This is a genomic window from Gordonia sp. Z-3, assembly GCF_036233855.1.
Taxonomy (GTDB): Bacteria; Actinomycetota; Actinomycetes; order Mycobacteriales; family Mycobacteriaceae; genus Gordonia; species Gordonia tangerina.
In genome coordinates, this window is the sequence record NZ_JAZARS010000003.1 from 103017 (window position 1) to 126774 (window position 23758).

At 67.1% G+C, this 23758-nt stretch carries 20 protein-coding genes; 9 read left to right on the forward strand and 11 right to left on the reverse strand.

Annotated features, from left to right (window positions below; genetic code table 11):
- Window positions 1-50: 50 nt before the first annotated feature.
- Window positions 51-980 (forward strand): hydrogen peroxide-inducible genes activator, encoded by a 930-nt coding sequence (locus tag VX037_RS04125; protein WP_235722164.1) that lies wholly within the window; start codon window positions 51-53, stop codon window positions 978-980.
- Between the two features lie 42 nt (window positions 981-1022).
- Here VX037_RS04125 and VX037_RS04130 read toward each other — a convergent pair whose 3' ends face one another.
- Together VX037_RS04130 and VX037_RS04135 are read right to left on the reverse strand one after the other, a co-directional pair.
- On the reverse strand, window positions 1023-3125 hold the full coding sequence (locus tag VX037_RS04130; protein ID WP_235722377.1) for a DEAD/DEAH box helicase: 2103 nt from the start codon (window positions 3123-3125) through the stop codon (window positions 1023-1025).
- A complete protein-coding gene (locus tag VX037_RS04135; RefSeq protein WP_235722163.1) occupies window positions 3122-4168 on the reverse strand; it encodes a PAC2 family protein in 1047 nt (348 codons plus the stop codon). The genes VX037_RS04130 and VX037_RS04135 overlap by 4 nt, the downstream gene beginning before the upstream one ends.
- 206 nt (window positions 4169-4374) lie before the next feature.
- Here VX037_RS04135 and VX037_RS04140 point away from each other — a divergent pair, with 206 nt between their 5' ends.
- Window positions 4375-5175, forward strand: a complete 801-nt coding sequence (locus VX037_RS04140; RefSeq protein WP_287016024.1) for a hypothetical protein — start codon at window positions 4375-4377, stop codon at window positions 5173-5175.
- A 116-nt stretch (window positions 5176-5291) separates the two neighbouring features.
- Window positions 5292-6389 (forward strand): DUF4192 domain-containing protein, encoded by a 1098-nt coding sequence (locus VX037_RS04145; protein WP_328713331.1) that lies wholly within the window; start codon window positions 5292-5294, stop codon window positions 6387-6389.
- 41 nt (window positions 6390-6430) lie between these two features.
- Here VX037_RS04145 and VX037_RS04150 read toward each other — a convergent pair whose 3' ends face one another.
- Window positions 6431-7114, reverse strand: a complete 684-nt coding sequence (locus VX037_RS04150) for a metal-dependent transcriptional regulator (protein ID WP_235722160.1) — start codon at window positions 7112-7114, stop codon at window positions 6431-6433.
- Between the two features lie 146 nt (window positions 7115-7260).
- On the opposite strand from VX037_RS04150, the gene VX037_RS04155 reads away from it, so the two are divergent.
- Entirely contained in the window at window positions 7261-8526 is a 1266-nt protein-coding gene (locus tag VX037_RS04155) for an acetoin utilization protein AcuC (RefSeq protein WP_235722159.1), read from the forward strand.
- Window positions 8519-11377 (forward strand): bifunctional acetate--CoA ligase family protein/GNAT family N-acetyltransferase, encoded by a 2859-nt coding sequence (locus VX037_RS04160; RefSeq protein ID WP_328713332.1) that lies wholly within the window; start codon window positions 8519-8521, stop codon window positions 11375-11377. Before VX037_RS04155 ends, VX037_RS04160 begins: the two co-directional genes overlap by 8 nt.
- Before the next feature lie 5 nt (window positions 11378-11382).
- On the opposite strand, the gene VX037_RS04165 is transcribed toward VX037_RS04160, so the two are convergent.
- Window positions 11383-12411: a sigma-70 family RNA polymerase sigma factor gene (locus tag VX037_RS04165; RefSeq protein ID WP_266062601.1), complete on the reverse strand. Its 1029-nt coding sequence runs from the start codon at window positions 12409-12411 to the stop codon at window positions 11383-11385.
- Window positions 12412-12568: 157 nt separating this feature from the next.
- Window positions 12569-12994 carry a DUF3099 domain-containing protein gene (locus VX037_RS04170; RefSeq protein WP_235722157.1) on the reverse strand — a complete coding sequence of 142 codons (426 nt, stop codon included), beginning with the start codon at window positions 12992-12994 and terminating at the stop codon, window positions 12569-12571.
- A gap of 146 nt (window positions 12995-13140) precedes the next feature.
- On the opposite strand from VX037_RS04170, the gene VX037_RS04175 reads away from it, so the two are divergent.
- A complete protein-coding gene (locus VX037_RS04175; RefSeq protein ID WP_235722156.1) occupies window positions 13141-13413 on the forward strand; it encodes a DUF3039 domain-containing protein in 273 nt (90 codons plus the stop codon).
- A gap of 22 nt (window positions 13414-13435) precedes the next feature.
- On the opposite strand, the gene VX037_RS04180 is transcribed toward VX037_RS04175, so the two are convergent.
- Window positions 13436-14698, reverse strand: a complete 1263-nt coding sequence (locus VX037_RS04180; RefSeq protein ID WP_372474956.1) for a YihY/virulence factor BrkB family protein — start codon at window positions 14696-14698, stop codon at window positions 13436-13438.
- Between the two features lie 394 nt (window positions 14699-15092).
- Here VX037_RS04180 and VX037_RS04185 point away from each other — a divergent pair, with 394 nt between their 5' ends.
- A complete protein-coding gene (locus tag VX037_RS04185) occupies window positions 15093-16832 on the forward strand; it encodes a DEAD/DEAH box helicase (RefSeq protein WP_266062603.1) in 1740 nt (579 codons plus the stop codon).
- A gap of 154 nt (window positions 16833-16986) precedes the next feature.
- On the opposite strand, the gene VX037_RS04190 is transcribed toward VX037_RS04185, so the two are convergent.
- Complete coding sequence (locus VX037_RS04190) at window positions 16987-17190, reverse strand: DUF7455 domain-containing protein (RefSeq protein ID WP_160902505.1); 204 nt, start codon at window positions 17188-17190, stop codon at window positions 16987-16989.
- Window positions 17191-17456: 266 nt separating this feature from the next.
- A complete protein-coding gene (locus tag VX037_RS04195; protein ID WP_235722154.1) occupies window positions 17457-18431 on the reverse strand; it encodes a TSUP family transporter in 975 nt (324 codons plus the stop codon).
- A gap of 300 nt (window positions 18432-18731) precedes the next feature.
- Between VX037_RS04195 and VX037_RS04200 the strand changes: the two genes are divergently transcribed.
- The gene (locus VX037_RS04200; RefSeq protein ID WP_328713334.1) at window positions 18732-19148 is read left to right on the forward strand and encodes a DUF952 domain-containing protein; all 417 of its coding nucleotides are present in this window, start codon (window positions 18732-18734) and stop codon (window positions 19146-19148) included.
- Here VX037_RS04200 and VX037_RS04205 read toward each other — a convergent pair.
- Both VX037_RS04205 and ppgK read right to left on the reverse strand, forming a co-directional pair.
- Window positions 19136-20566 (reverse strand): RNA polymerase sigma factor, encoded by a 1431-nt coding sequence (locus tag VX037_RS04205; RefSeq protein WP_266062606.1) that lies wholly within the window; start codon window positions 20564-20566, stop codon window positions 19136-19138. The genes VX037_RS04200 and VX037_RS04205 overlap by 13 nt on opposite strands.
- A gap of 184 nt (window positions 20567-20750) precedes the next feature.
- The gene (gene ppgK, locus VX037_RS04210) at window positions 20751-21542 is read right to left on the reverse strand and encodes a polyphosphate--glucose phosphotransferase (RefSeq protein ID WP_235722151.1); all 792 of its coding nucleotides are present in this window, start codon (window positions 21540-21542) and stop codon (window positions 20751-20753) included.
- A 183-nt stretch (window positions 21543-21725) separates the two neighbouring features.
- On the opposite strand from ppgK, the gene VX037_RS04215 reads away from it, so the two are divergent.
- Window positions 21726-22634, forward strand: a complete 909-nt coding sequence (locus VX037_RS04215; protein ID WP_328713336.1) for an inositol monophosphatase family protein — start codon at window positions 21726-21728, stop codon at window positions 22632-22634.
- 179 nt (window positions 22635-22813) lie between these two features.
- On the opposite strand, the gene cei is transcribed toward VX037_RS04215, so the two are convergent.
- Complete coding sequence (gene cei, locus VX037_RS04220) at window positions 22814-23515, reverse strand: envelope integrity protein Cei (RefSeq protein WP_266062608.1); 702 nt, start codon at window positions 23513-23515, stop codon at window positions 22814-22816.
- Window positions 23516-23758 lie beyond the last annotated feature (243 nt).

Consider the following 23758-nt stretch of genomic DNA (forward strand, 5'->3'; position numbering starts at 1 on the left):
CGAAATCTCGGCGAAAGTGAAACGTGATGATACACACTATATTGATAGGTATGCCCAATAAGAGTTATCAGCCCTCGATCGCTGCGTTGCGCGCATTCGCCGCGATCGCCAAGGATCGCCATTTCGGTTCTGCCGCTGCGAATCTTGGTGTCAGCCAGCCAACCTTGTCGCAGGGTCTCGGTGGCCTCGAGGCGGGGCTCGGGCTACAACTCGTCGAACGCACCACCCGGCGTGTCTTCTTGACGCCCGAAGGCCAGCGTCTGCTACCCAAGGCGCTCGCGGTGATCGATGCGGTCGACGAACTGGTCTCGGCGGCGTCGGGTAACGGTGACCCGCTGGCGTCGACGGTGCGGCTCGGACTCATTCCCACTGTGGCGCCGTACATTCTGCCCGCTGTGCTGCGCGAACTGGCCGATCGGCTACCCGAGCTCGGCGTGCAGGTGGTGGAGGACCAGACCACCAGGTTGGTGGGTCAGCTGAGAGAGGGATCACTCGACGTCGCCGTCATGGCGTTGCCCACCAATGAATCCGGCCTCGGCGAGATCCCGATGTACCGCGAAGATTTTGTCCTCGCCCTGCCCCATGATCACCCGCTGGCCGGGCGCAAACGCGTGAATCCGGACCAACTCGCCGATCTACCGTTGTTGTTGCTCGACGAAGGGCACTGTCTGCGCGATCAGGCGTTGGAGGTCTGCCGGTTGGCCGGCGTGCGGCCCGAGGTCGGGCAGACGCGCGCGGCATCGCTGGCCACGGCGGTCCAGTGTGTCGAAGGCGGTCTCGGTGTGACGTTGATACCGCAGACCGCGGTGGCGGTCGAGACCGGCGGCGGTGGCCTGGCGACCGCCATGTTTGCGCGGCCACGGCCCGGCCGACGGATCGGGCTCGTGTTTCGTGAGTCGAGTTCTCGCGCAGACGCCTACCGCGCATTGGCGGACGTCATTTCCGACGTGGTGGCCCGGGACGCGGTGGTCGACAGGTGAGTCGCGGCCCAGGGGGCTCGGTCCGGACCGCGGCGCTGCGATTCAGGCCTCCGAGTGGGTCAGCTGCTCCCATTCGTCGACGAGGCTGGAGTCCACCGAGCGCACCATCGTGCCCACGTGTTCGGTGATCTCGGCTATCTCGTCGGTGCTGACGGTGTTCGGAAGACCTTGGCGCAGAACCCGATAACAGTCAGACAGATAGCGGAGAACCACTCCCTCGCTGCGGGCGAGGCCGTAGCCGGAGATGAGTTCGGTGAAGGTCATCGAGCGCTCCAGCATCTCGCGCAGCACCGATTTCGGCGACGGTGGAGAGGACGCCACCCATGGGTGTCCGCGCCGGTAGACGGAGAACGCGAACTCGATCTCGTCGAAAAGCGGGCGCGGCCAGGTGATCTCCTCCAGCCGTGCCATGCGTTCTTCGTACGCGATACCGTCGGCCTTCATCTCGGCGACCGCGGCGTCGCGAGCCACCTTACGCTGGGCGAACAACACCTGCCGTGGATCCTCCAGGGTGGACTCCAGGATCGAGATGACATCGAGAGCGTACGTCGACGAGTCGGGATCGAGGATCTCGAACGCCGCCAGCGCGAACGACGAGAGCGGGTTGGTCAACGCGAAGTTCTCCGGCATATCCACCGAGAGTGCGACGTTCTTTCCGTCGGCGTCCGGGGCGTCGAGTTGTACGACGATGCCGGAATCTCGCAAGCCGCGGAACAACTCGATCGTGTGGCGGATCTGTCGGAGCTGACGACTGCGCGGTTCGTGGTTGTCTTCGAGTAGATGCCGCAAGGCCGCGAAACAGTCGCCCGGCCGTGCCAGCACCTCCATCAGGATGGCCGTGGTCATCCGGAAATGGGATCGCAATGGTTCGTCCGGAGCGTCGACGAGCTGGGTGAAGGTCTTCTCGCCCCACGACACGAAGCCCTCTGGCGGTTTCTTCCGGACGAGTTTGCGAAGCTTCTTCGGGTCATCGCCGGCCTTGGCGACGGCGCGTGCGTTCTCGACATCGTGCTCGGGGGCCTGCGCCACCACATAACCGACGGTATCGAATCCGGCACGACCCGCTCGACCGGCGATCTGGTGGAACTCGCGGGCGCGCAGCCGGCGCACCCGGGTGCCGTCGTACTTGCTGAGCCCGGCGAACAGGACCGTCCGGATGGGTACGTTGATGCCCACGCCGAGGGTGTCGGTGCCCGCGATCACCTTCAGTAGCCCTTGCTGGGCGAGACGCTCGACGAGGCGGCGGTAGCGGGGGAGCATGCCGGCGTGGTGGACGCCGATGCCGGCCCGTAGCAGTTTCGACAGTGTCGCACCGAATCCGGTATGGAATCGGAAGTCTCCGATCGCCTCAGCGATCGCGGCGCGATCGGCCTTGTCGGCGATCTTCACCGACATCAGCGCCTGCGCGCGTTCCACGGCGGCGGCCTGGGTGAAGTGCACCACGTAGATCGGTGCGCGGCCGGCGGTGACGAGATTCTCGATTGTTTCGTGGATCGGCGTGATCGCGTAGCTGTGATCGAGCGGTACGGGCCGTTCGGTACCGGTGACCGCGGTGGTGTCGCGGCCGGTGCGCCGCTGCAGATCGTCGACGAAGAACGAGGTGTCGCCGAGGGTCGCCGACATCAGCAGGAACTGGGTGTTGGGGAGTTCGACGAGTGGCACCTGCCAGGCCCAACCACGGTCGGGCTCGCCGTAGTAATGGAATTCATCGGCGACCAGTGCGCCGATGTCGCTGCGGTCGCCGTCGCGCAAGGCCAGATTTGCCACGATCTCGGCCGTCGCGCAGATGATCGGGGCGTTCGCGTTGACCGCGGCGTCGCCGGTCAACAGCCCGACAGAGTCGGCGCCGAAGGTCGCGCACAGGTCGAAGAACTTTTCGCTGACCAACGCCTTGATCGGCGCCGTGTAATAGGCGCGTTCCCCGCGGCAGCGGGCGAAGTAGATGGCGCCGGCCGCCACGAGCGACTTCCCCGAGCCGGTCGGGGTCGCGAGGATCACGTTGTTGCCTGAGATCAACTCCAGCAGCGATTCCTCTTGGTGGGGGTACAGCGCAATCCCACGTTCATCCCACCAGCCAGCGAAGACCTCGAATGCGGTGTCCTCGTCGTCGACGGGTACGAGGTGCCGGGTGGTCGTCTCGCTCAGATCGGCGATGGCGAACCGCCCGGTCCGTCGTCGCCCGGTTCATCGTCGTCCGGCGCATCTTCGCGGCCCGGTTCCCCGTTCGCGCCCGGTCCCTGGCCTCCTTGTCCGACGTCACCGTCGCCGGTCTGCTGGGCCAGGAAACGTTCCAGCTCCGCGCCGAGTTCGTCGCCGGTCGGCAGGTCGGCCTCTGCCGCCAGCAGCGAGGCTCGCTGGGCCTGAGCCTGGGCAAAGGTGTCGTATTGCGACTCGAGGGCTTGGACGACGCCTTCGATCTCGGCGTTGCCGTCGACTTCCTTGTCTACCTGTTCGCGTACCTTGGCGGCGGCGTTGTCCAGTGCGGCGACCGGGATCTGCAGGCCGGTGAGTTCGCCGACCGCAGTCAGCAGTCGCGCAGACGCAGCCGGATAGTCGGTCTGCGACAGGTAGTGCGGTACATGCACCGACAGCCCCGACGCGCGATGATCGTGCTGGCTCATCCGCAGCTCGAGCAGCATCGACGCGCTCGCCGGAAGCTTCATCTCCGAGCCCCACCGCGGCAGGTCGCCGAGCCGGTCGGGCTCGTTGCCGTGTGCGGTGAGCGACGCCGGGCGCGTGTGTGGCACCGCCATCGGTATCGCGTTGAGCCCGATGACATCGGTGACACCGAAGTGTTCCACCAGCCTGCGCACCGCTTCGACGAACTGTTCCCAACGCAGATCGGGTTCGGAACCGGCCAGAAGCAGGAAAGGGCGTCCGGTGGTGTCCCGGATCGCGTGCATCGTCAGCGACGGCATCTCGATATCGGTGAAGGTGTTCCCGTCGAAGGTGACGGTGGGCCGCCGCGACCGGTAATCGATCAATTCGTCGGTGGAAAAGGTCGCGACGAGTTCGGAGTCAAGCGCGTCACGCAGATGCCGCGCAGCCAGCGCGACGGCATGGCCGGCATCGGCGAAGCCCTCGAGCGCGTGGACCAGTACCGGCCCCGTGCCCTCGTCATTGGAGACCTGGGGCGCGGGGAACTCCAGCGAGTACAGCGCGCTGTGCTCGGCGGGCCGCTCGTCCATGGTCGTGCCTCCTCGTGTCGGTTGTCTCAAGTGTCTCGCATCGGTGGTCCCCGGGGCCAATCACGCGCTGCCGGTCCGCCACCTCCCATGGCTGCTGTCACCGGTTTCAACACCACGACCGGGATGAGGATTCCCGGGTGGCACCCGAGGCTGCGGGTGTCGTGACCGGTCCCGGAGAGTAGACGGTGGCACAGTAGGTCGTTGTGATGGAATGGCTGCGTCGTGCGTCGTCTGCGCTGCGTGTCGTGTCACCCGAGCGTGACCGGCCCGACCGCCCAACGTCGGAAGCGGGGCGTTGCGAGCTGGACCGGGTCGAGTTCGGGCAACCCCGGCGGCGCGGTGGCCGGGGTCCGGTCCTTCTTGCGGCGCTCGCACTGCTTGCGCTCGCACTGCTTACGGCGGGTTGTTCGGTCGATGGCCAGGCAACTGCCGGTGGAAGTGAGGATCTCACCTCCCGCTCGCTCGCGCCGGCAGACTTCCCGGATCACACCGCGACCCGGCTGCCCGCACCCGCCGTCCCGGCAGCGCTGGCCGATCTCTCCGGGCGCCCCCTGCACGGCAGCGTCACCCCGGCCGAATGCACGCCCCGGCTGATCTCTCCGGACGGCGCCGTTGTGATCGTCGGCCCCGACCCGGCCACCTCGACGGCCACGTTCACCTCGGCCGTCGTGCACGTCGACGACTCGCTCGATCAGGTGACCGGACTGGCACGTCGGTGCCCACGAACGGTCACCGGGTCCGCGCCGACCGCGGTCACTGTCGTCACCACCGAGGTGCTGCCGGCGCCGAACCGGTCCGGTAACCAGACCGCCGCATTGCGGCGGACGATGACCACCGGCGGTGCCGAGTCGCCCCTGATCACCGGCACCACTGGTCTGATGGCGCAGCAGGACGGGATCCGGGTGATCGTCGAGTACCGGCACCAGGGCGCGGACGAGATGTCGGCCGAGGCCGGGGCATCGCTGGACGCATTGTTCGACTCGGCGATCACTGCTGCCTTCGGGTGACGGCGATCGGCCTGGGCGACCGCCGAGCCGAAGGCCACCTGTGGAGGACCGATTCGGTTGTGCACAGCAGGTGATTGGGGGCGTGGGCATGCTCCGAATCACCTGAGGATGGGGTCATGTCGACCTCACAGCGCCCACGCCCGCTCACCCCGTCGTCGCTCCTGACGGCACTACCCGGCCTCCTCGGATTCATCCCCGAACGATCGTTGATCGTTCTTGCCTTCGGAGCCGACCCGCACACCGTGCGGACCACCATGCGTCACGACCTGATCTTCGACGAGAACGGCGACCTCGCGGCACCGTTGGTCACGGTCCTCGACGGACTCGCGGAGATCTGCGCGCGCGAGCAAGCACACGCCGTCATCCTGGTGATCGCCGACGATCGGTATCCGATCGGAGACGATCGGTACCGACGGGTGTGCGTGACCGCGGACCGGTGTTTCGCCGGGATCGGTGGTGCCGTTGCCGGATTCGTGGTCGAGCAGTTCGCCGACAATGCGCGTTGGCAGCGGGTGTGGGACGCTCCGCAAACCGCCGGCACGTATATACCGCTGACGCGCGCCGGAGCATTGCGGGGGCGGATGGCCGACCCACACACCAGTCCGACGGCTGTCCGACATGCCGTCGAGAGCGGCCGGCGAGTGCTCGCCCGACGTTCGGAGATGCAGGAGATGTTGCGGCCGTTGCCTCATTGCGTGGGCCCGCACCGCGAGTTCGGGGACGGCATCGACGAGATAGACGACATCGACGACGGAGTGCTGTTGCGTGAGCTGGTCGGGCACGTGATCGCCTTCGCGTCGCCTCGCCACCCACCAGAACTCGATTGCGCCGCGGTCACGCTCCTCGGCGATGCGTTGTTGCGGCTGCAGGTCCGCGATGCCGCCCTCGTGCTCGCGGTCACCGATCTGCGCCACGCCGCGGAGGCCCTGTGGCGCCAACTCGCCCGGCGGCTGAGGGGCTCGAGGTCCGCAAGCGCGGCCACGATGCTCGGGCATCTGCACTACGTCAACGGCGAAGGCGGATACGCCGGCGTCGCCTTTGATCATGCGTTGGGCGCGGACCCGCAGTGGCATCTGGCGGACCTGCTCGACACGGCGCTGCGCGGCGGGATGCACCCCACCGCGATGCGGGAGATGATCCCGATGGGCTACGACGTCGCCGATTCGCTCGGTGTCGCGATGCCCGGGCCCAGCGTCGACCGTGAGGTGAGCTGACCGGGCCGTGTCATCGCCGGGGACCTGAGTGGAACCGAAACTCAGACCTTCTCGACGAACACCGCGTGTGCCATGTCCTCGGCCAGCTCGAGACCGTCGTGACCGGGGGAGTTCACCACGGCGCGGCCGGGGCTGATGGTCACCGTCACGCGGGCGTTGGGCACCACGCCGGCCTCACGCAGATCGCTGATCAGCGCCGCATCGGATTGGGCGTGCTCGGACAGCCGCCGGACGATGACGACCACCGGATCGCCCTGGGGAAGGTCGGACAGGCGGGTGGCGCCGTCGGTGGCCGGAGCCTTGTCCATGCCCAGCTGGTCCAGACCCGGGATGGGATTGCCGTACGGCGATGTCGTCGGGTTGTCCAGCACGGCCAGCAGACGCCGCTCGACATTCTCGCTCATGACGTGCTCCCAGCGGCAGGCCTCCTCGTGGACCTGGTCCCAGGGCATACCGATGACGTCGACGAGCAGCCGCTCGGCTAGCCGGTGCTTGCGCATCACCGCCACAGCGAGCTCGCGGCCCTTCTCGGTGAGTTCAAGGTGCCGGTCGCCGGCCACATGCAAGAGGCCGTCCCGCTCCATGCGGGCGACCGTCTGTGACACGGTCGGGCCGCTCTGCTCGAGCCGCTCGGCGATACGTGCGCGCAGGGGGACGATGCCTTCCTCTTCGAGGTCGTAGATCGTCCGCAAGTACATCTCGGTGGTGTCAACCAGATCGTTCACGGTACGCAGTCCCTTCGTCTGTCCCAAGGGTACCTTGACCTGCCCACCGGTTCGGGTCCTGCGTGTCGTCACCGTCGGTTGCCGCGCACACACCACTCCCTCGATTCCTCGCGGTGGAATCGAGGGACATGCCCTAGCCTGAAACCGTGACGCGGAGCACGGGCGACGAAGCGGCGGCAGTCATCTGGAGTGAGGACTTCCTGACCTACAAGTGGGCCCACACCCACCCGATGAATCCGGTCCGGCTGGCGCTGACCATGACGCTCGCGCAGAGCCTGGGGGTCCTCGACGGAGTGGACAGCCGCGCACCCCTGGCGATCGACGACTCGGCGTTGACAGTGGTCCATTCCACCGAGTACATCGACGCCGTGCGAGCGGTCGGATCCGGCACGGCATCGTTGGCCGGTCCGCTGCTCGAGAGACTGTTCGGCCTCGGCGACGCCGACAACCCCGTGTTCGAGGGGATGCACGAGGCCGCCCGTCTGCTGGTCGGCGGAACCCTGGCGGCCGCGCAGGCCGTCGGCTCCGGATCGGTGCGGCGCGCGGTCAACATCGGCGGCGGTATGCACCATGCGATGAAGGCTCGCGCCGCCGGCTTCTGTATTTACAACGATTGCGCGATCGCCATCCGCTGGCTGCTGGACAACGGGTACGACCGGATCGCGTACGTCGACATCGACGCCCACCACGGTGACGGTGTGCAGGTCGAGTTCGCCGACGACCCACGCGTACTGACCGTGTCGTTGCATCAGCATCCGGCCACCCTGTGGCCCGGCACCGGTTGGCCCACCGAGGTCGGTGACGGCGCGGCGGCCGGTTCAGCAGTGAACATCGCGCTGATGCCGGAGGTGTCCGATCGGCTCTGGCTGCGCGCCTTTCACGCCGTCGTTCCGTCGGTGCTCGACCAGTTCCGGCCGCAGATCCTGATCAGCCAGTGCGGCGTGGACAGCCATCGGGCGGACCCGTTGACCGATCTCGCGCTGACCGTCGACGGCCAGCGAGCCGCGATGCAGGCAATGCGCGACCTTGCCGAGAAATACTGCGATGGCCGATGGATCGCCGTCGGCGGAGGCGGTTACGGGGTGGTCAACGTGGTACCACGCAGTTGGACCCACCTGCTGGCCGTGGTACTCGATCGGGATGTCGACACCGACACCGCGATCAACGAATCGTGGTATGCCACAGCCGAACAGATCGCCGAGACCGTGCACACCGACTACTCCCAGCCGCCGGTGGGTGTGATGGGTGACGGCGGCGATGTCGACTACATCGCCTGGGACGGTGACACCGGGCAGGACCCACCCGAGGGCATCACCGGAGCCGCGCAGCGCCAGACCGACCGGGCCATCCTCGCCACCCGCCGCGCCGTGTACCCGCTGCACGGACTCGATCCGGAGGACCCCCGTGACTGAGCAGGATCAGACCGACCAGTCGGCATCGCCGGCAGCGCACGTCGCCGCAGCGAACCTCGCAGAACCGTCGCGACAGCGTGATCCCTGGGATTACCCGCGACACTGGATCGCCGACGTGCTGGCTTCCGACGGCGGTGTCGTCCACCTGCGGCCGATCGTGCCCGACGATGCCGACCGTGTCGTCCGCTTCCACGGCAGGCTCTCCGAGCGCACCCGGTACATGCGGTACTTCGGACCGACTCCGACCCTGCCGCCCCGGGAGCTGGCCCGGATGACCACCGTCGACTACCAGAAGCGGGTAGCGCTCGTCGCCGTTCTCGGTGGCGACATCATCGCGATCGGCCTGTACGAGGGCCTCGGATTCGACGGCAAACCGGAGTCGGCGGAGGTGGCCTTCGTCGTCGCGGACGACCATCAGGGCCGCGGACTCGGACCCATTCTTCTCGAACATCTCGCCGGCGCCGCCGCCGAGAACGGCTTCACCCGTTTCGAGGCCGAGGTGCTCAGCGAGAATCCGAACATGGTCGCGGTGTTCCGCGACGCCGGTTACCAGTTGTCACGCAACTTCGACGGCAGCACGGTGCATGTGGAGTTCTTGATCGACCCCACCGAGGCGCTCCTCTCGGTCCGCAACGCCCGTGAGCGGGCGTCGGAGGCCCGCAGCGTCGCCAACCTGCTGCGACCGTCCTCGGTGGCCGTCATCGGCGCGTCCACCGATCCGAAGAAGGTCGGCAATGCGTTGCTCGCGAACATCATCGCCGGTGGCTTCACCGGGCCCGTGTTCCCGGTCAACGGTCCCGGACCCGAGGAGCCGGAGGCGGATTCGGATGCGGACGCGCTCGCGCCCGGCCACGGCCACACGCGGCGCAGCGGGCGGCAGCACGCTCACCCGCGGCCGCCGTCGGTCCGCGGTATCCGGGCCTATCCCACCGTGCGGGCCGTGCCGGATCCGGTCGACCTCGCGGTCGTCGCGGTGCCGGCAGCAGTCGTCGACGACGTCCTCGACGATTGTCTGGTCAAAGGCGTGCGCACGCTGGTCGTGGTGTCCTCGGGTTTTGGTGAGAGTGGTGCGGCCGGACTGCAGAGCGAGCGGCGTCTCGTCGAGCAGGCGCGGGAGCACGGGATGCGGCTGGTCGGTCCGAATGCGCTCGGGGTGGCCAACAACAGCGCGTCGATCGCGCTGAACGCCACTTTGGCACCGCGGATTCCGGCCGCTGGTCGCGTCGGCTTCTTCTGCCAGTCCGGCGCTCTGGGGATCGCGATCCTCGACACCGCGGCGCGCCGGCAGATCGGGTTGTCGACGTTCGTGTCGGCGGGTAACCGCGCCGACGTCTCGGGCAACGACCTGTTGCAGTACTGGGATTCCGACACCGACACCGATGTCGTGCTGCTCTACTTGGAGAGCTTCGGAAACCCACGCAAGTTCTCCCGGATCGCGCGACGGGTGTCTCGATCGAAGCCGATTGTCGCGGTGAAGTCGGGTAAGGGTGCGATGACCGCCGCGCGTGCCGAACGGTCGTCGGCGGCCAGCCTGGACGATCGGATCGCGCAGATGGTGCTCGAACAGGCCGGCGTGATCCAAGTGCACACGATCTCCGAACTATTCGACTGCGCGACACTGTTTGCCTACCAGCCGCTGCCGCGCGGTCCGCGCACCCGGATCATCGGCAATTCCTCGGTCCTGGGCAGCCTGGCGGGCGACACCGCCCGAGGCGGGGGACTGACGGTGACCGACACGATCGACCTCGGGGCGGGAGCCAGCGAAGACGAGTTCGAATCGGCGGTCACCGACGCGATGCGCGACCCGGCCGTGGACGCGGTGATCGTGGTGTTCGTGCCACCGGTGGCGGTGGACGCCGACTGGCATGCGCGTGCGCTGATGGCGGCGGCCAACACACCCGACGCCGATGGCCCGAAACCCATCGTGACGACGTTCCTGGCGGTCGAGGGCATCCCGCCGGGGCTGATGAAGCCCGGCCACAACGGTCTTCCGGCCAATGGTTCGATCCCGTCCTACGGCAGCCCGGAGCGAGCGGCCAATGCGCTGGTGCGGGCGTGGCAGTACGCGCGGTGGCGGCAACGCCCGGAACCGGAGATCCACCGTCCGGACGGCACCGACCCCGAGGGTGCGCGGATGTTCGTGCGCGAAGCGATGGGTGACGACGCAGACGCGGAGGCCACGCGCGCGTTCGGGCCGGTCGAGTCGGCAACGCTCCTGCGCTCCTACGGCATCGACGTGGTGCCCTTCGCGGAGGTGTCGACGATGCACGAGGCGGCCGCGGCCGCCGAACGTTTCGGCTTCCCGGTCGCGGTCAAGGCCACCTCGGCGACCTGGCGCGGCCGACTCGACCGGGAAGGCGCGCGGCTCGATCTGCCCGATGCGACGGCGGTGATCACCGCCTTCTCCGAGCTGAGCCAATTGACCGGCGACGAGGTCCTACACGTCCAAAAGATGGCACCCAAGGGCATCGGCACGATGATCCGGGTGCGCGACGACCGCTCGTTCGGCTCGCTCATCTCGTTCGGACTGTCCGGGCGAACCTTCGAGCTGCTCGGTGACCACGGCTATCGGGCGACACCCCTGACGCCGCTCGACGCCGAAGAACTGATCGACGAACCGCGGTCGGCGCCCTTGCTGGCCGGGTACGCCGGCGAGCCACCCGTGGACCGGTCGGCGCTCACGGACTTGCTGGTGCGCATATCCACGCTGGTCGATGACATTCCCGAGGTACGCGAGGTGCACTGCGACCCCATCCTGGCCTCGCCCGACGGTGCGGCGGTGCTCAACGCCCTGATACGAATCGGTCCGGTGCCCACACGCGCGGACACCGGACCGAGACGACTGGCGTAGGTAAATCAGCTGGCGTACGCGCGCAAGCGTTCGGCGCGCTCGCCCTGACGCAGTTTGCCCATGACCTCGCGCTCGATCTGCCGCACACGTTCGCGGGACAACCCGAACATCCGACCGATCTGATCGAGTGTGCGCGGTTGGCCGTCGTCGAGTCCGTAGCGCATCCGGATGACCTGCTGTTCGCGCTCATCGAGAGTGGACAGCACCGACCGGATGTCGGAGTGCAGCAGGCCGGCGATCACCGCATTCTCCGCCGAAGTCGCTTCAGCGTCTTCGATGAAGTCTCCGAGCGGCGCCTCTTCGTCATTGCCCACAGGCATGTCGAGGCTCACCGGGTCACGGCTGTGATCGAGGAGGTCGGCGATCTTCTCCGCCGGGATGCCCGACTCGTTGGCCAGTTCGTCGTCGGTGGCCTCACGGCCGAGTTGCTGATGAAGTTCACGCTTGATGCGGGCGAGCTTGTTCACCTGCTCCACGAGATGGACCGGGAGCCGGATCGTGCGGCTCTGATCGGCCATACCGCGGGTGATCGCTTGACGAATCCACCAGGTCGCGTACGTGGAGAACTTGAACCCCTTGGCGTAGTCGAACTTCTCCATCGCACGGATCAGACCCAGGTTGCCTTCCTGGATGAGATCGAGCAACGGCATCCCGCGTCCGGTGTAGCGCTTGGCCAGCGACACCACGAGGCGGAGGTTGGCCTCGAGCAGGTGCGCACGCGCGTACTCGCCCTCGCGAACGATCACGGCGAGGTCGCGCTTCTTGGTGGCCGAGAGTCGCTTCTTGGTGGCCAGCAGATGCTTGGCGTAGAGGCCGGCCTCGATCTGCTTGGCCAGTTCGACCTCTTGCTCGGCATTGAGCAGTGCGGTGCGACCGATGCCGTTGAGATAGACGCGAACAAGATCAGCTGCCGGGGACTGCGCGTCGAGATCCTGCTCCGTCATCGCCGGACGGATGCGTGCGGGATCGTCGGCTACTCCAGTGGTCGTGGTTGCAGTGGTCGTGGTCGGGCGTGCAACTGTCGAGCGTGACATTCGGCCTCCTGACGTGAGTGCGTACACCCGGTTCAACGCGAACGGGTAGGGGAAAGTTCCCGGGGACGCCGACCCCCGGCGTCGACCGTGGGTGGTGTGACCAGCGCTTTTCCCGGCAGATGCAGCCGAGTACATGAGAAGTTGCTGAGAGTGTCGGTCAGTGGGAACGACGATCGCGATCGGAGCGCGACGGTTCGTCCGACGACTCGGCGGTGCCCTCGACGATCGTCGGATCGAGGGTCTGCCGATGCCCCTCGATCCCGGCCGGGCCGAGCACCGAGTGATCGACGCCGTATTTGTATTGCGCCACCTCGCCACGCTTGCGCGGCGGCCGGTCGTTCGCGATGAGGACCGCGACCCATGGAATCGGGATGGACGCGGCGACGATGGCGAGCGCGAGCAGTCCGTTTCCGGTGGCGCTGTACACAATTCCGGCGATCACCAGCGCCGGCACACGAAACGCCATCAGGGTCAGATACTTGCGCACACGAGCCCGGTGCTGATCGTCGAGCGACTGCTGCGCACCGGTGATCAGAAAGGTCTGGGGGTCGGTACGGTGCCCCGATGATCCTTGTCTGCTCATACGTCCACCATCCCACTTCGCCGCGGCGGATGCACCGACGGGCCATCCGAATCGAACTCGCCGATCGAGGTCTCATGTAGGTCATTCGGAGCTGTACCCCTTTCGGCGTTGTCCCTCGCCCGTCGTCGTGGCGCACAATGGTCGGTATGGGAACTGAGACAATCGAGCGGCCGGACCTCGACGAGCGGACAGACGTCGACGAACGACCCGATGCCGACACCACCGACCACGGCGACGACGATCGCCCCAAGTTCTTCCACTACGTGAAGAAGGACAAGATCGCCGAGAGCGCGGTCATGGGAAATCACGTGGTGGCCTTGTGTGGTGAGACATTCCCCGTCACCCGCTCGGCCAAACCCGGATCGCCGGTCTGCCCGAAATGCAAGAAGATCTACAGCCGGATGCGCAAAGGGGAGTGAGCTCGCCTGGCGTGCGGCCGGCTCACTCCGAGGTCGGTGGCGATGGAGGCGGCCGGCGTGACGGCCCGGCCGTACGCCCCCGCCGGATCGGTCCGGACGCCAGCCGGTCGGGCAACGTCTTGAGTTGACCGGTCACCTCCGCGGTCTGCGACGAAACCCAATCGCGCATCTGCGCCGACACGGGCGGTTTCGCCGGCCAGAACTCCTGTACCGCGGCATTGAACTCGGCGCCGACGACGATGGCGAAGCCAAGGAAGAACGTGAACAGCAGGAAAGCCACCGGCGTCGCCAACGCGCCATAGCTGTACCCGGCGCGGGTGAGCTCGGTCAGGTAGATGCGCAGTATGTAGCTGGCGACCCAGAAGAAGATCCCGGCGACCACCGCTCCGCCCACCAGCCGGTGCCACGGCAGCGGGTTGGGCAGCGCCAGATGGTAGAGCGTGGTCAGCATGACCAGCAGTAGTACGGCCACGAACGGGAAGTAGCCGAAATCGATCAGGTGGGTGACGATCGGGTCCCACGAGTCCGGCACGATCTCGTGGAGGTAATTGGGCCCGAGGGCGACCAGCGGCAACACGAACACCGACGCCACCAGGAATCCCATGTAGACGAACAGCGCGAAGAATCGTTGCCATACGGGGTTGCGGACCTCGTGCTGTCCGTGGGCGCGCACGATCGACGCGACGAAACAAGACACCGCCGACGACCCGGCCCACAGCGAGATCACGAAGCCCGCCGAGATGACGACCACCCGGCCACGGCCGAGGACGTTGTCGACCGTGGGTCGGATGATCTCGTCGACGACGTTGGCGGAGAACGTGCGGTCGGCGAAGGCCACGATGCGTTCGTAGATGACGTCGACCGTGTCCGGACCGAACCAGCCGGCGATGTAGCCGACACTGCCGAGCAGACCCAGCAGTAGTGGCGGTAGCGACAGTGCCTGCCAGAACGCGGCTTGGGCCGCCCAACCCACGATGCCGTCGTCCCACGCCTTGACGATGGTGCGCCACACCAGGCGGTGCAGATTCGGCAGCACAGGTCGACCGACCGACGGCGGTGTCTCGGCGGCCGGGTCGTCGACGCCTCGATCGGCATGGGAACGCCCCGCCCTTGTCCCCGTGCCCGAGTCCGGCATGTCCGTGTCGGGAGTCGCCGGCTCCGGGCCGTCCGGTGGTGCCGCGGCCGGGGGAGCGGCCTGTGGTCGAGACCGGTCCATGCCCGGCCGGGCCGCCAGGGGGCGGGTGGGATGGGTGTCGTCTATCGGGGTGGTCGGCGTCGCAGCCATCGGCGGGCCATCCGGTGGCGTCGGTGACGGGGCCGGACGTCGACGCGGTCGCGATCGGTCGGGTGGGATCGGGGCCGCCGATGCCGGATAGGGAGTACCTGCCGACGACGTGGTGTCCTCGGTGATCGGTACGGGATTCCGGTTTCGACTGCTGATGGCTCCAGCATCCCTGATCCGGCGACGAAACGGGGCAACCGGGCCCCCGGTGGTGTGCCGTCGTCGATTCACCACCCGTCCGGGACGCTGCGCGAGTCGATCGGGTAGCCGCTCGGTGGTCCGGAGTACCATTGCTCGCGTCCCCTCCGACGGTTCTCACCCCGAGGGGACATTTCATGTCCCGAATGTGTCCCGAACGGACAGTCCGGTCAGACCAGGTGTCAGGAGCAGTGCACGAGTGACTTCAGCAGCCGACGGCACGGCAGCCGAAGAGGCAACCATCCCCCCAGGTCCGCCACTGCGCGCGTGGCAGCGGCGGGCGTTGACGAAATACCTCACCCGCCGACCGGTCGACTTCATGGCCGTCGCGACGCCGGGTGCGGGTAAGACCACGTTCGGCCTGCGCGTGGCGCGTGAGCTCCTCGACGACCGCACCGTCGAGCAGATCGCCGTGGTGGCCCCGACCGAACACCTCAAGCACCAGTGGGCCGAGGCGGCCGCCCGGGTGGGCATCGCGTTGGACTCGAGGTTCCGCAACGCAACCGGACAGACCAGTTCGGACTATCACGGTGTGGCGCTGACCTATGCGCAGGTCGCAGCGCACCCGTCGCGGCACCGGGTGCGCACGGAGAACAGGCGCACGCTGGTGATCCTCGACGAGATCCACCATGGCGGGGACGCGAAGTCGTGGGGAGACGCGATTCGCGAGGCCTTCTCCGACGCCACCCGCCGCCTGTCGCTGACGGGAACGCCATTCCGTTCCGACGACTCGCCCATCCCGTTCGTGACGTATGAGCCCGAGCCGGGCGGGGTGCTGCGGTCGGTGGCCGATCACACCTACGGTTACGCCGACGCACTCGCCGACGGCGTCGTCCGTCCGGTCATGTTCCTCGCGTACAGCGGGCAGGCCAGCTGGCGTACCAGCGCGGGGGAGGAGTTCACGGCGCGGTTGGGTGAGCCACTGTCGGCCGAACACACCGCCCGCGCCTGGCGGACCGCGTTGGACCCGCATGGGGACTGGATTCCGTCGGTACTCGAGGCCGCCAGCACGCGGCTGCGACAGCTTCGCGCCGGCGGAATGCCCGATGCCGGCGGGTTGGTCATCGCGACCGACCAGACCGTCGCCCGCGACTACGCGGAACTACTCACCGCGATCACCGGTACCCGGCCGACGCTGGTGCTGTCCGACGATCCCAAGTCGTCCTCACGTATCGCCGAGTTCGCGGCATCGCGCGACGAGTGGATGGTGGCGGTGCGCATGGTGTCCGAGGGAGTCGACGTGCCTCGGCTGGCGGTGGGCGTGTACGCGACGAGCTCGTCGACGCCTCTGTTCTTCGCTCAGGCGATCGGTCGCTTCGTCCGTTCCCGGCGCCCGGGCGAAACCGCCAGTGTGTTCCTGCCGTCGGTTCCGGTGCTGCTCGACCTGGCCTCCAAGATGGAGGCCGAACGCGATCACGTCCTGGGTAAACCACATAGGGACAGCGACGGCCTCGATGACGCGCTGTTGATCGATGCCAACAAGCAAAAGGACGAAGAAGGCGAGGACGAGAAGGCCTTCCAGTCGCTGCACGCCGACGCTGAACTGGACCAACTCATCTTCGACGGCGCCTCCTACGGGACGGCGACGTTCTCGGGCAGCGACGAGGAAGAGGACTATCTGGGTCTACCAGGGCTCCTTGATGCCGATCAGGTGCGTGAGCTGCTTCGCAAACGGCAGGCCGAGCAGGTGTCACAGCGGTCGGCGGCCGGTCCTGCCCAGGTGATCGAGACCGCTGCGCCTGCGCGCCCGACCGGGGAGAATCTGCACGCCCTGCGCAAGGAGCTCAACACGCTGGTCGCGATGCACCACCATCGCACCGGTAAGCCACACGGCATGGTTCACAACGAACTTCGCGAGCGTCTCGGTGGTCCACCCACGGCGATGGCCACCGCCGAGCAACTCCGTGAGCGGATCTCCGCGCTGCGTGAGTGGCGCTGAATCAGGTACCCGCGGTTGGGCGCAACCTCGACGACAAGAGGCGCCCACTCGACGACAAACGGCGCCCACTCGAGGAAACGGTGCCCATTCGACGGTGATACGACAGCGACCCGGCCGGATCACTCCGACCGGGTCGCGACATCGTGTGGACGATTCAGACCAATTCTTCGCTCGACTCCACGACTGCGGACAGCTCCACGAGCTTGGCCTCGTGCTCGTTGAAGTGGTGGCGGCAGAAGAGAAGCTCGCCACCGGCGGGCAGTACAGCCCGCACCTTGGCGGCCGCTCCGCAACGATCACAGCGATCGGCGGCGGTCAGCGGCATGGAGATCGGGGCTGTGGTGGCTGTGTCTGACATAGTTCCTCCGTCCCGGTCCGGCGGTGGCGTCGTTGCCGGTCGCCTTTCCCTTCGTGAGCCGACACATCGGTCTGATGCGTCACCCTCACCCTTTCAGACGTATGAGCGTTTCGTATTGTTCCGCGGGTCGCCCGGGTGTGTCGTCACTCACCGTTAACACGTGCTGCTCCAGCGGCAACACGCGCTCAATCCGAGTTTACGTGTGCTGAGACAACGCTCACACGAGCCCAGGACATCGTCGTCGACCATGTGCGCTCGAAGTCGCATCAGCCCACGGCCGGGGTACCGGTCGGCTCAGCGGCCTCATCGGGTTCGTGCTCCACAGCCTCGGCCTGCTCGGCACGCAGCCGACTGACGGCGTCCGACGACTCGTTCTCGCGGTCACGCAGGTACTCCCGCAGCGAGTACGCGAAGGCGGCCACCCACAGCACGATGATCGTGAGGTAGATGCCGGTCTGTGCGGCCGACGGGACGTCGACGAGATCGCTGCGCAGCAGGCTGCGGGTGTTGGTGAGCACGATCAGACCACCGACCGAGGCACCGAGCAGTCGCGGCGGGATGTGCCGGACCAGCCAGGCCGCGATCGGGGCAGCGATGATTCCACCGACCAGGATCGCGCCGACCCACGCGAAGTTGATCCCTTGCGAGCCCAGACTCACCAGGAAGCCCAGACTCGCGGCCACCGCGATGATGAACTCGCTGGTGTCGATGGAACCGATGACCTTGCGCGGTTCGAGTCGCCCGCTGGCGAGTATGGCCGGGGTGCCGACGGGCCCCCAACCGCCGCCACCGGTGGCATCGACGAAACCGGCGACGAGTCCCAGCGGGGACAGGAACCGCTTGCGCAGCGGCTTGCCGAGATGCTGACGCGGGATGCCCTGGAAGGTGAACCGGGTCAGGATGTAGAGACCCAGCAGCAACAGGATGATGGCCATCAGCGGAGCCGCAGCCTCGGTGGAGAGATTCGACAACACGGTCGCGCCGAGAAACGCGCCGATTGCGCCGGGCAGGGCGATGCGTCGGACGACCTTCCAGTCGACGTTGCCGAAGCGCCAATGCGATACCCCGGACACGAGTGTGGTCCCGATCTCGGCCAGGTGGACCGTGGCCGACGCGGCGGCGGGGTTGGCCCCGATGGCCAACAACAGGGTGGTGGTGGTGACGCCGTAGGCCATGCCGAGGCTGCCGTCGACGAGTTGAGCGGCTAGACCGACCAGGCCGATCAGGACGATGGTGCGCATGCGATGAGAACTTTCGGTTCAAATGACTCGGGGTTGTGCGGACACGCACCGGCAGCCGGGAAACCCTGGCAGACGCTGGCGCGATGGGGTACGCGCCGCGGCATCTCGATCAGATCGGGCCGCGGCGCCGCAGACACAGCATCGACGCCACCCTCAGGAGGTCGATGGCTCGTCGGGTCACCAGCATGCGGAGAATCGTAAGGGCAGACAGACACGATTCGTGCATTTGGCGCGGTCGGGAGAATCCGACCGCGCACAACTCTTGACAATCCGGCTGCCGGATGGTTTAAGCAACGACCTATGAATGTCGACTCCGAGCCTGTGCTGCTGCACCTGTGTGCCCGCGTCGAATGGGAGCAGTCGCGCCGGGCCGGATCTCACGAACCGCCGTCGCTCGCCGAAGTCGGGTTCATCCACCTCTCTGGGCCCGCTCAGGTCCATCTCCCGGCCAACCGGCTGTATGCCGGACGCGACGATCTCGTGCTGCTCGTCATCGACCCGGACCGGCTGTCGGCGCCGGTCGTCTGGGAACCGGGAGTGCCGTCTGATCCCGAGGGGATGCGGTTCCCCCATCTCTACGGCGCCTTGCCGGTCGATGCCGTCATCGAAGTACACCCATATAAGGCGAACGCGGACGGTGCTTTCGCACCGCCCGCGTTCGTGACGAAGATCTCCGGGTCGGATCCGGACCCATCAAGCCGAGATCAGTCCAGGTAGTCGCGCAGCACCTGCGACCGCGACGGGTGCCGCAACTTCGACATCGTCTTCGACTCGATCTGGCGGATACGTTCGCGCGTCACGCCGTAGACCTGACCGATCTCGTCGAGGGTCCGTGGCTGGCCGTCGGTGAGGCCGAAGCGTAGCCGGACCACACCGGCCTCGCGTTCGGACAGCGTCTCCAGCACCGACTGCAGCTGGTCTTGCAGCAGGGTGAAACTCACAGCGTCCACCGCGACCACGGCCTCGGAGTCCTCGATGAAGTCACCGAGTTGGCTGTCGCCCTCGTCGCCGATCGTCTGGTCCAGTGAGATCGGTTCACGCGCGTACTGCTGGATCTCCAGCACCTTCTCCGGCGTGATGTCCATCTCCTTGGCGAGCTCCTCCGGGGTGGGCTCGCGGCCGAGATCCTGGAGCAGTTCGCGCTGGATCCGGCCCAGCTTGTTGATGACCTCCACCATGTGCACCGGGATGCGGATGGTGCGTGCCTGGTCGGCCATCGCACGGGTGATCGCCTGCCGGATCCACCACGTCGCGTAGGTGGAGAACTTGTAGCCCTTGGTGTAGTCGAACTTCTCCACGGCGCGGATCAGACCGAGGTTGCCCTCTTGGATGAGATCCAGGAACGCCATACCGCGACCGGTGTAGCGCTTGGCCAGCGACACCACGAGCCGGAGGTTTGCCTCGAGCAGGTGGTTCTTGGCACGGTTTCCGTCGCGGGAGATCCAGTTCAGGTCGCGTTTGGCGGCGGTGCTGATCTTCTCGCCGGAATCGACGATCCGGCGCAGCCGCTCGGTTGCGAACAGGCCGGCTTCGATGCGCTTGGCGAGTTCGACCTCCTCCTCGGCGTTGAGCAGGGCGACCTTGCCGATCTGCTTCAGATAGGCGCGGACGGAGTCGGCCGACGCGGTGAGTTCGGCGTCCTTGCGGGCCTGGCGGAGTGCCTCGGATTCTTCTTCGTCCCAGACGAAGTCACCGGAGGTCTTCTCCTTGCTGTCCGCTTTGGCCTTGGTGCCGGTGGCCTTCGTCGCCGCAGGTGCGGTCTCGGCGTCGGCCGTGTCGTCGTCCTCGTCATCATCGGAGGAGTCGTCGTCGGAGGCGTCATCGTCCTCGTCGACCTCGATGTCGTCGATCTCGACATCGTCGCCGAGTTCGGTATCGGGACCATCGATGTCGTCGATGGTGCCGCTGTCGTCGAGATCTTCGGTCGACTCGCCGTCGGATTCGGCAGGCTTGGTGCCCTTCTTCGGGGCGCGCTTGCTCGCCGCCTTCTTTGCTGCCTTTTTCGCGGGTGCCTTGCGGGCGGTGGCCTTCTTGGCGGCTTTCTTGGCGGTCCGTTGGGCCGGCGCAGGCTCCGTGGCGGTAGTTGCGTCTGTCGATTCGTCGACGTCGGCCTGTCGGGTCTTGGTGGCTGCCACGTACAACCTTTCGGAACTGACTCGTGTATCCACCGACGGCGGCGCACGCCGACGCGGATCAGGGGCTTGATTTCTCGGTGCGCGATGACCGGTGTGGACCATTGTAACGACATCGCCTCGCACCATGTGGCAAAGCCCTGGTCAGGCCACGTCGCGATCCGCCCCGATCACCTCCACGAGGCGGTCAGGCGCGTAGCCCGGCGGTCACCGCCATCGCCGCGCCGACGATACCCGCGGTGTTCTTCAACGTCGCGGGCACGACCGGTGTCGAGTTGGTGAGGAACGGCACCCATTTGTCACTCTTGCGACTGATACCACCGCCGATCACGAAGACCTTGGGCCAGAACAGAACTTCGTAGGCCTCGAGAACCTTGGAGACCTTGCCGGCCCACTTCTCATAGCTCCAGCCCTTGTCTTCTTTCACCTTCGACGACGCCCGGTGTTCGGCTTCTTTGCCGTCGACGATCATGTGCCCGAGCTCGGTGTTGGGTACCAGCGTGCCGTCGATCAGGATCGCCGAGCCGATGCCGGTGCCCAGAGTCAGCAGCATCACGACGCCGTCCACATCGGCCGCCGCACCGTAGCGGTCCTCGGCCATCCCGGCGGCGTCGGCGTCGTTGAGCACCGAGACCTGCCGACCCCCCAGATGCGAGCTGAACAGCTCGTAGACGTCGGTGTCGATCCAGCCCTTGTCGATGTTGGCTGCGGTGCGCATGATGCCGTCGGTGACCACGCCGGGCAGGGTGATGCCGACCGGTCCGGTCCACCCGAAGTGTTCGACGACCTCGGCCACACCGCCGGCCACGGCCTCTGGCGTCGAGGGCTGAGGTGTGAGCACTTTGAAGCGCTCGCCGACCAGCTCGCCGCTGTCGAGGTCGACGATGCCGCCCTTGATTCCGGAACCACCGACGTCGACGCCGAATCCGAGGTTGGTGGGGGTGGCTGTCTCGGTGCTCGCTGCCTCGGCATCGCTCATGTCCGGGTCCTCTCTGATCGAACCGTCGGGTTCCCCGTACTCGGGGAAATCGTGTGCGACCTAGGCTATCCAGCGCGCGGACGCGACGCTGTGGTCGACACCAACTCGTCATCGTTGCCGGTCCCGGTGTTCACCGCTCATCCCGCCGCGACGCGGCCGGTGTCGGTGTGCTGACATGGTGGCGTGACCGATGATCCCGGCTTCGACGAACTCGAGCGTGTCGCAATCGATGTGGCACAACGTGCCGCCGCCCATGTCCGGGTCCGGCGATCCGAGTTGTTCGGCGCCCGGCCCGGTCACGACCCCGGCGCGGTCGATACCGGATCGGACCGATCCACCCAGGCGCCGGCCGTCAGCACCAAATCGACGCCCACTGATCCGGTGACGCTCGCCGACACCGAGACCGAACAGCTCGTCCGATCCGAATTGCGCGCACGCCGGCCCGGCGACGAGGTGTTGGGCGAGGAAGCGGGTGGCTCGGTCGATGTGCCGTCCGGAGTGCGCTGGGTGGTGGACCCCATCGACGGAACCGTGAACTTCATGTACGGCATCCCGGCCTATGCGGTCTCGGTTGCCGCCCAGGTGGACGGTCGTTCGGTTGCCGGTGCGGTGGTGGATGTGGCGCGTGCGATCACGTACTCCGCGTCGCTCGGCGCAGGTGCACGCCTCGACGCCGGCACCGGGCCGATTGCGCTGGCCTGTAACCCGATCGATCGTGTCGAGCTCGCCCTGGTCGCGACGGGTTTCTCCTATGACGCGCGCCGTCGGGCCGAGCAAGGGGCCATCGTCGCCGAGTTGCTGCCGCAGGTTCGTGATCTGCGGCGGGTCGGCGCGGCCGCCTTGGATCTGTGCATGGTCGCAAGTGGTGCGGTGGATGCGCATTTCGAACACGGATTGAGCCCGTGGGACTGGGCGGCCGGCGGATTGATCGCCGCCGAGGCGGGCGCAGTGGTGCACACCCCGCCACCGGATTCGCGCTCGTCGGACGGTCACGTCACTATCGCGTGTGCGCCCGGCATCGCCGACGACTTCATCGAGGTTCTCGACCGACTCGGGGCACGCAGGACCATGTCCGCCGACGCGGGACACTAGGGACGCGCTCCACCGCGTCGAGGGCGCTGATTCTGGTCGAGTGCGCGGAAGGCCGGAGTCGACGTCGGGTGGCTCTGCGCTACCCAGTGCCCAGTCAACGGGAAATGGTGCCCAGTCAACGGGAAATGGTGCCCAGTCAACGCTCGGGTAGGTGGGACTGGCCGCTCGGTCGAGGGCGGTCAGCAGGACGAGGAGTGCACTGCCTTGACGAGACCGGGGTCCGCACCGGTCTGGGGGTTCTTCGGATCGGCCGAGCGTAGAGCCTCCAATGCGGCCTGCGCGTCCTGGGATTGTTCCCGGGCCTCGTAGTACTCGCCGAGCGCGACATCGACGGAATTGTCGGTTCGGCCGTCGAGGACGGGCTGCGCGCAGGGTAGTGCCAGCCACACCGCCGCGGCGGCGGACTGGCCGGCCGGCCCGAATCGAATCTGCGCATAGCACGCCAGGTCGCGATTGGGATACACGGTGTCGTCGGCATACGGGGCATCGGCGACCGGGGTGAAGCCCTGGGCCGTCAGGTCATCGGACACCGACCGGGCGGCACCGCGCTGAGACGACGCGTTGAGCACACGGACCTGGAAGGTGGACAGCGCCGCCGGGGTCACCTCGAGCATCTCGTCCCGGTCGGCCGCGGCCAGCTCCGGCGGCTCCGCGGCCGGAGTCGCCGGGGGCGGAGCGGACGGATCCGCTGATGCGGGTGTCGGTTGGTTGCATGCGGTGGGGATCGCGGCGGGCCCCGATTCGCCCAATGCCACCGCCCACGTGATCACCGCGGCCACCAGCAGCACGACTGCGGCGATGATCGCCGGACGTGCCCGGCGCCGCCGGAACGGACGACCTCTGGCGTCAACCGATGTTCCCCCGGTAATTTGCGACACCACCGCGAATCGGCTCCTTCTCACCTCGACCTGCGGCACCACTCTAGAGGGTCGGCGCCGGCGCTCGGCGTAGACAGGCCGGTGGACCCGTTGTCTCGGCCCAACGGGCCGGCTTCGCCGATGGAACACGCCAGGGAATGATCCGAATGGCTCCGCCGTTGACCCAGCGGCATCGGTGCACTAGGCTTCGGGCGCCCGCCCTCCGAAGAAGACGGAAGGCATGCGAGTCGGATGTGACGAAAATCA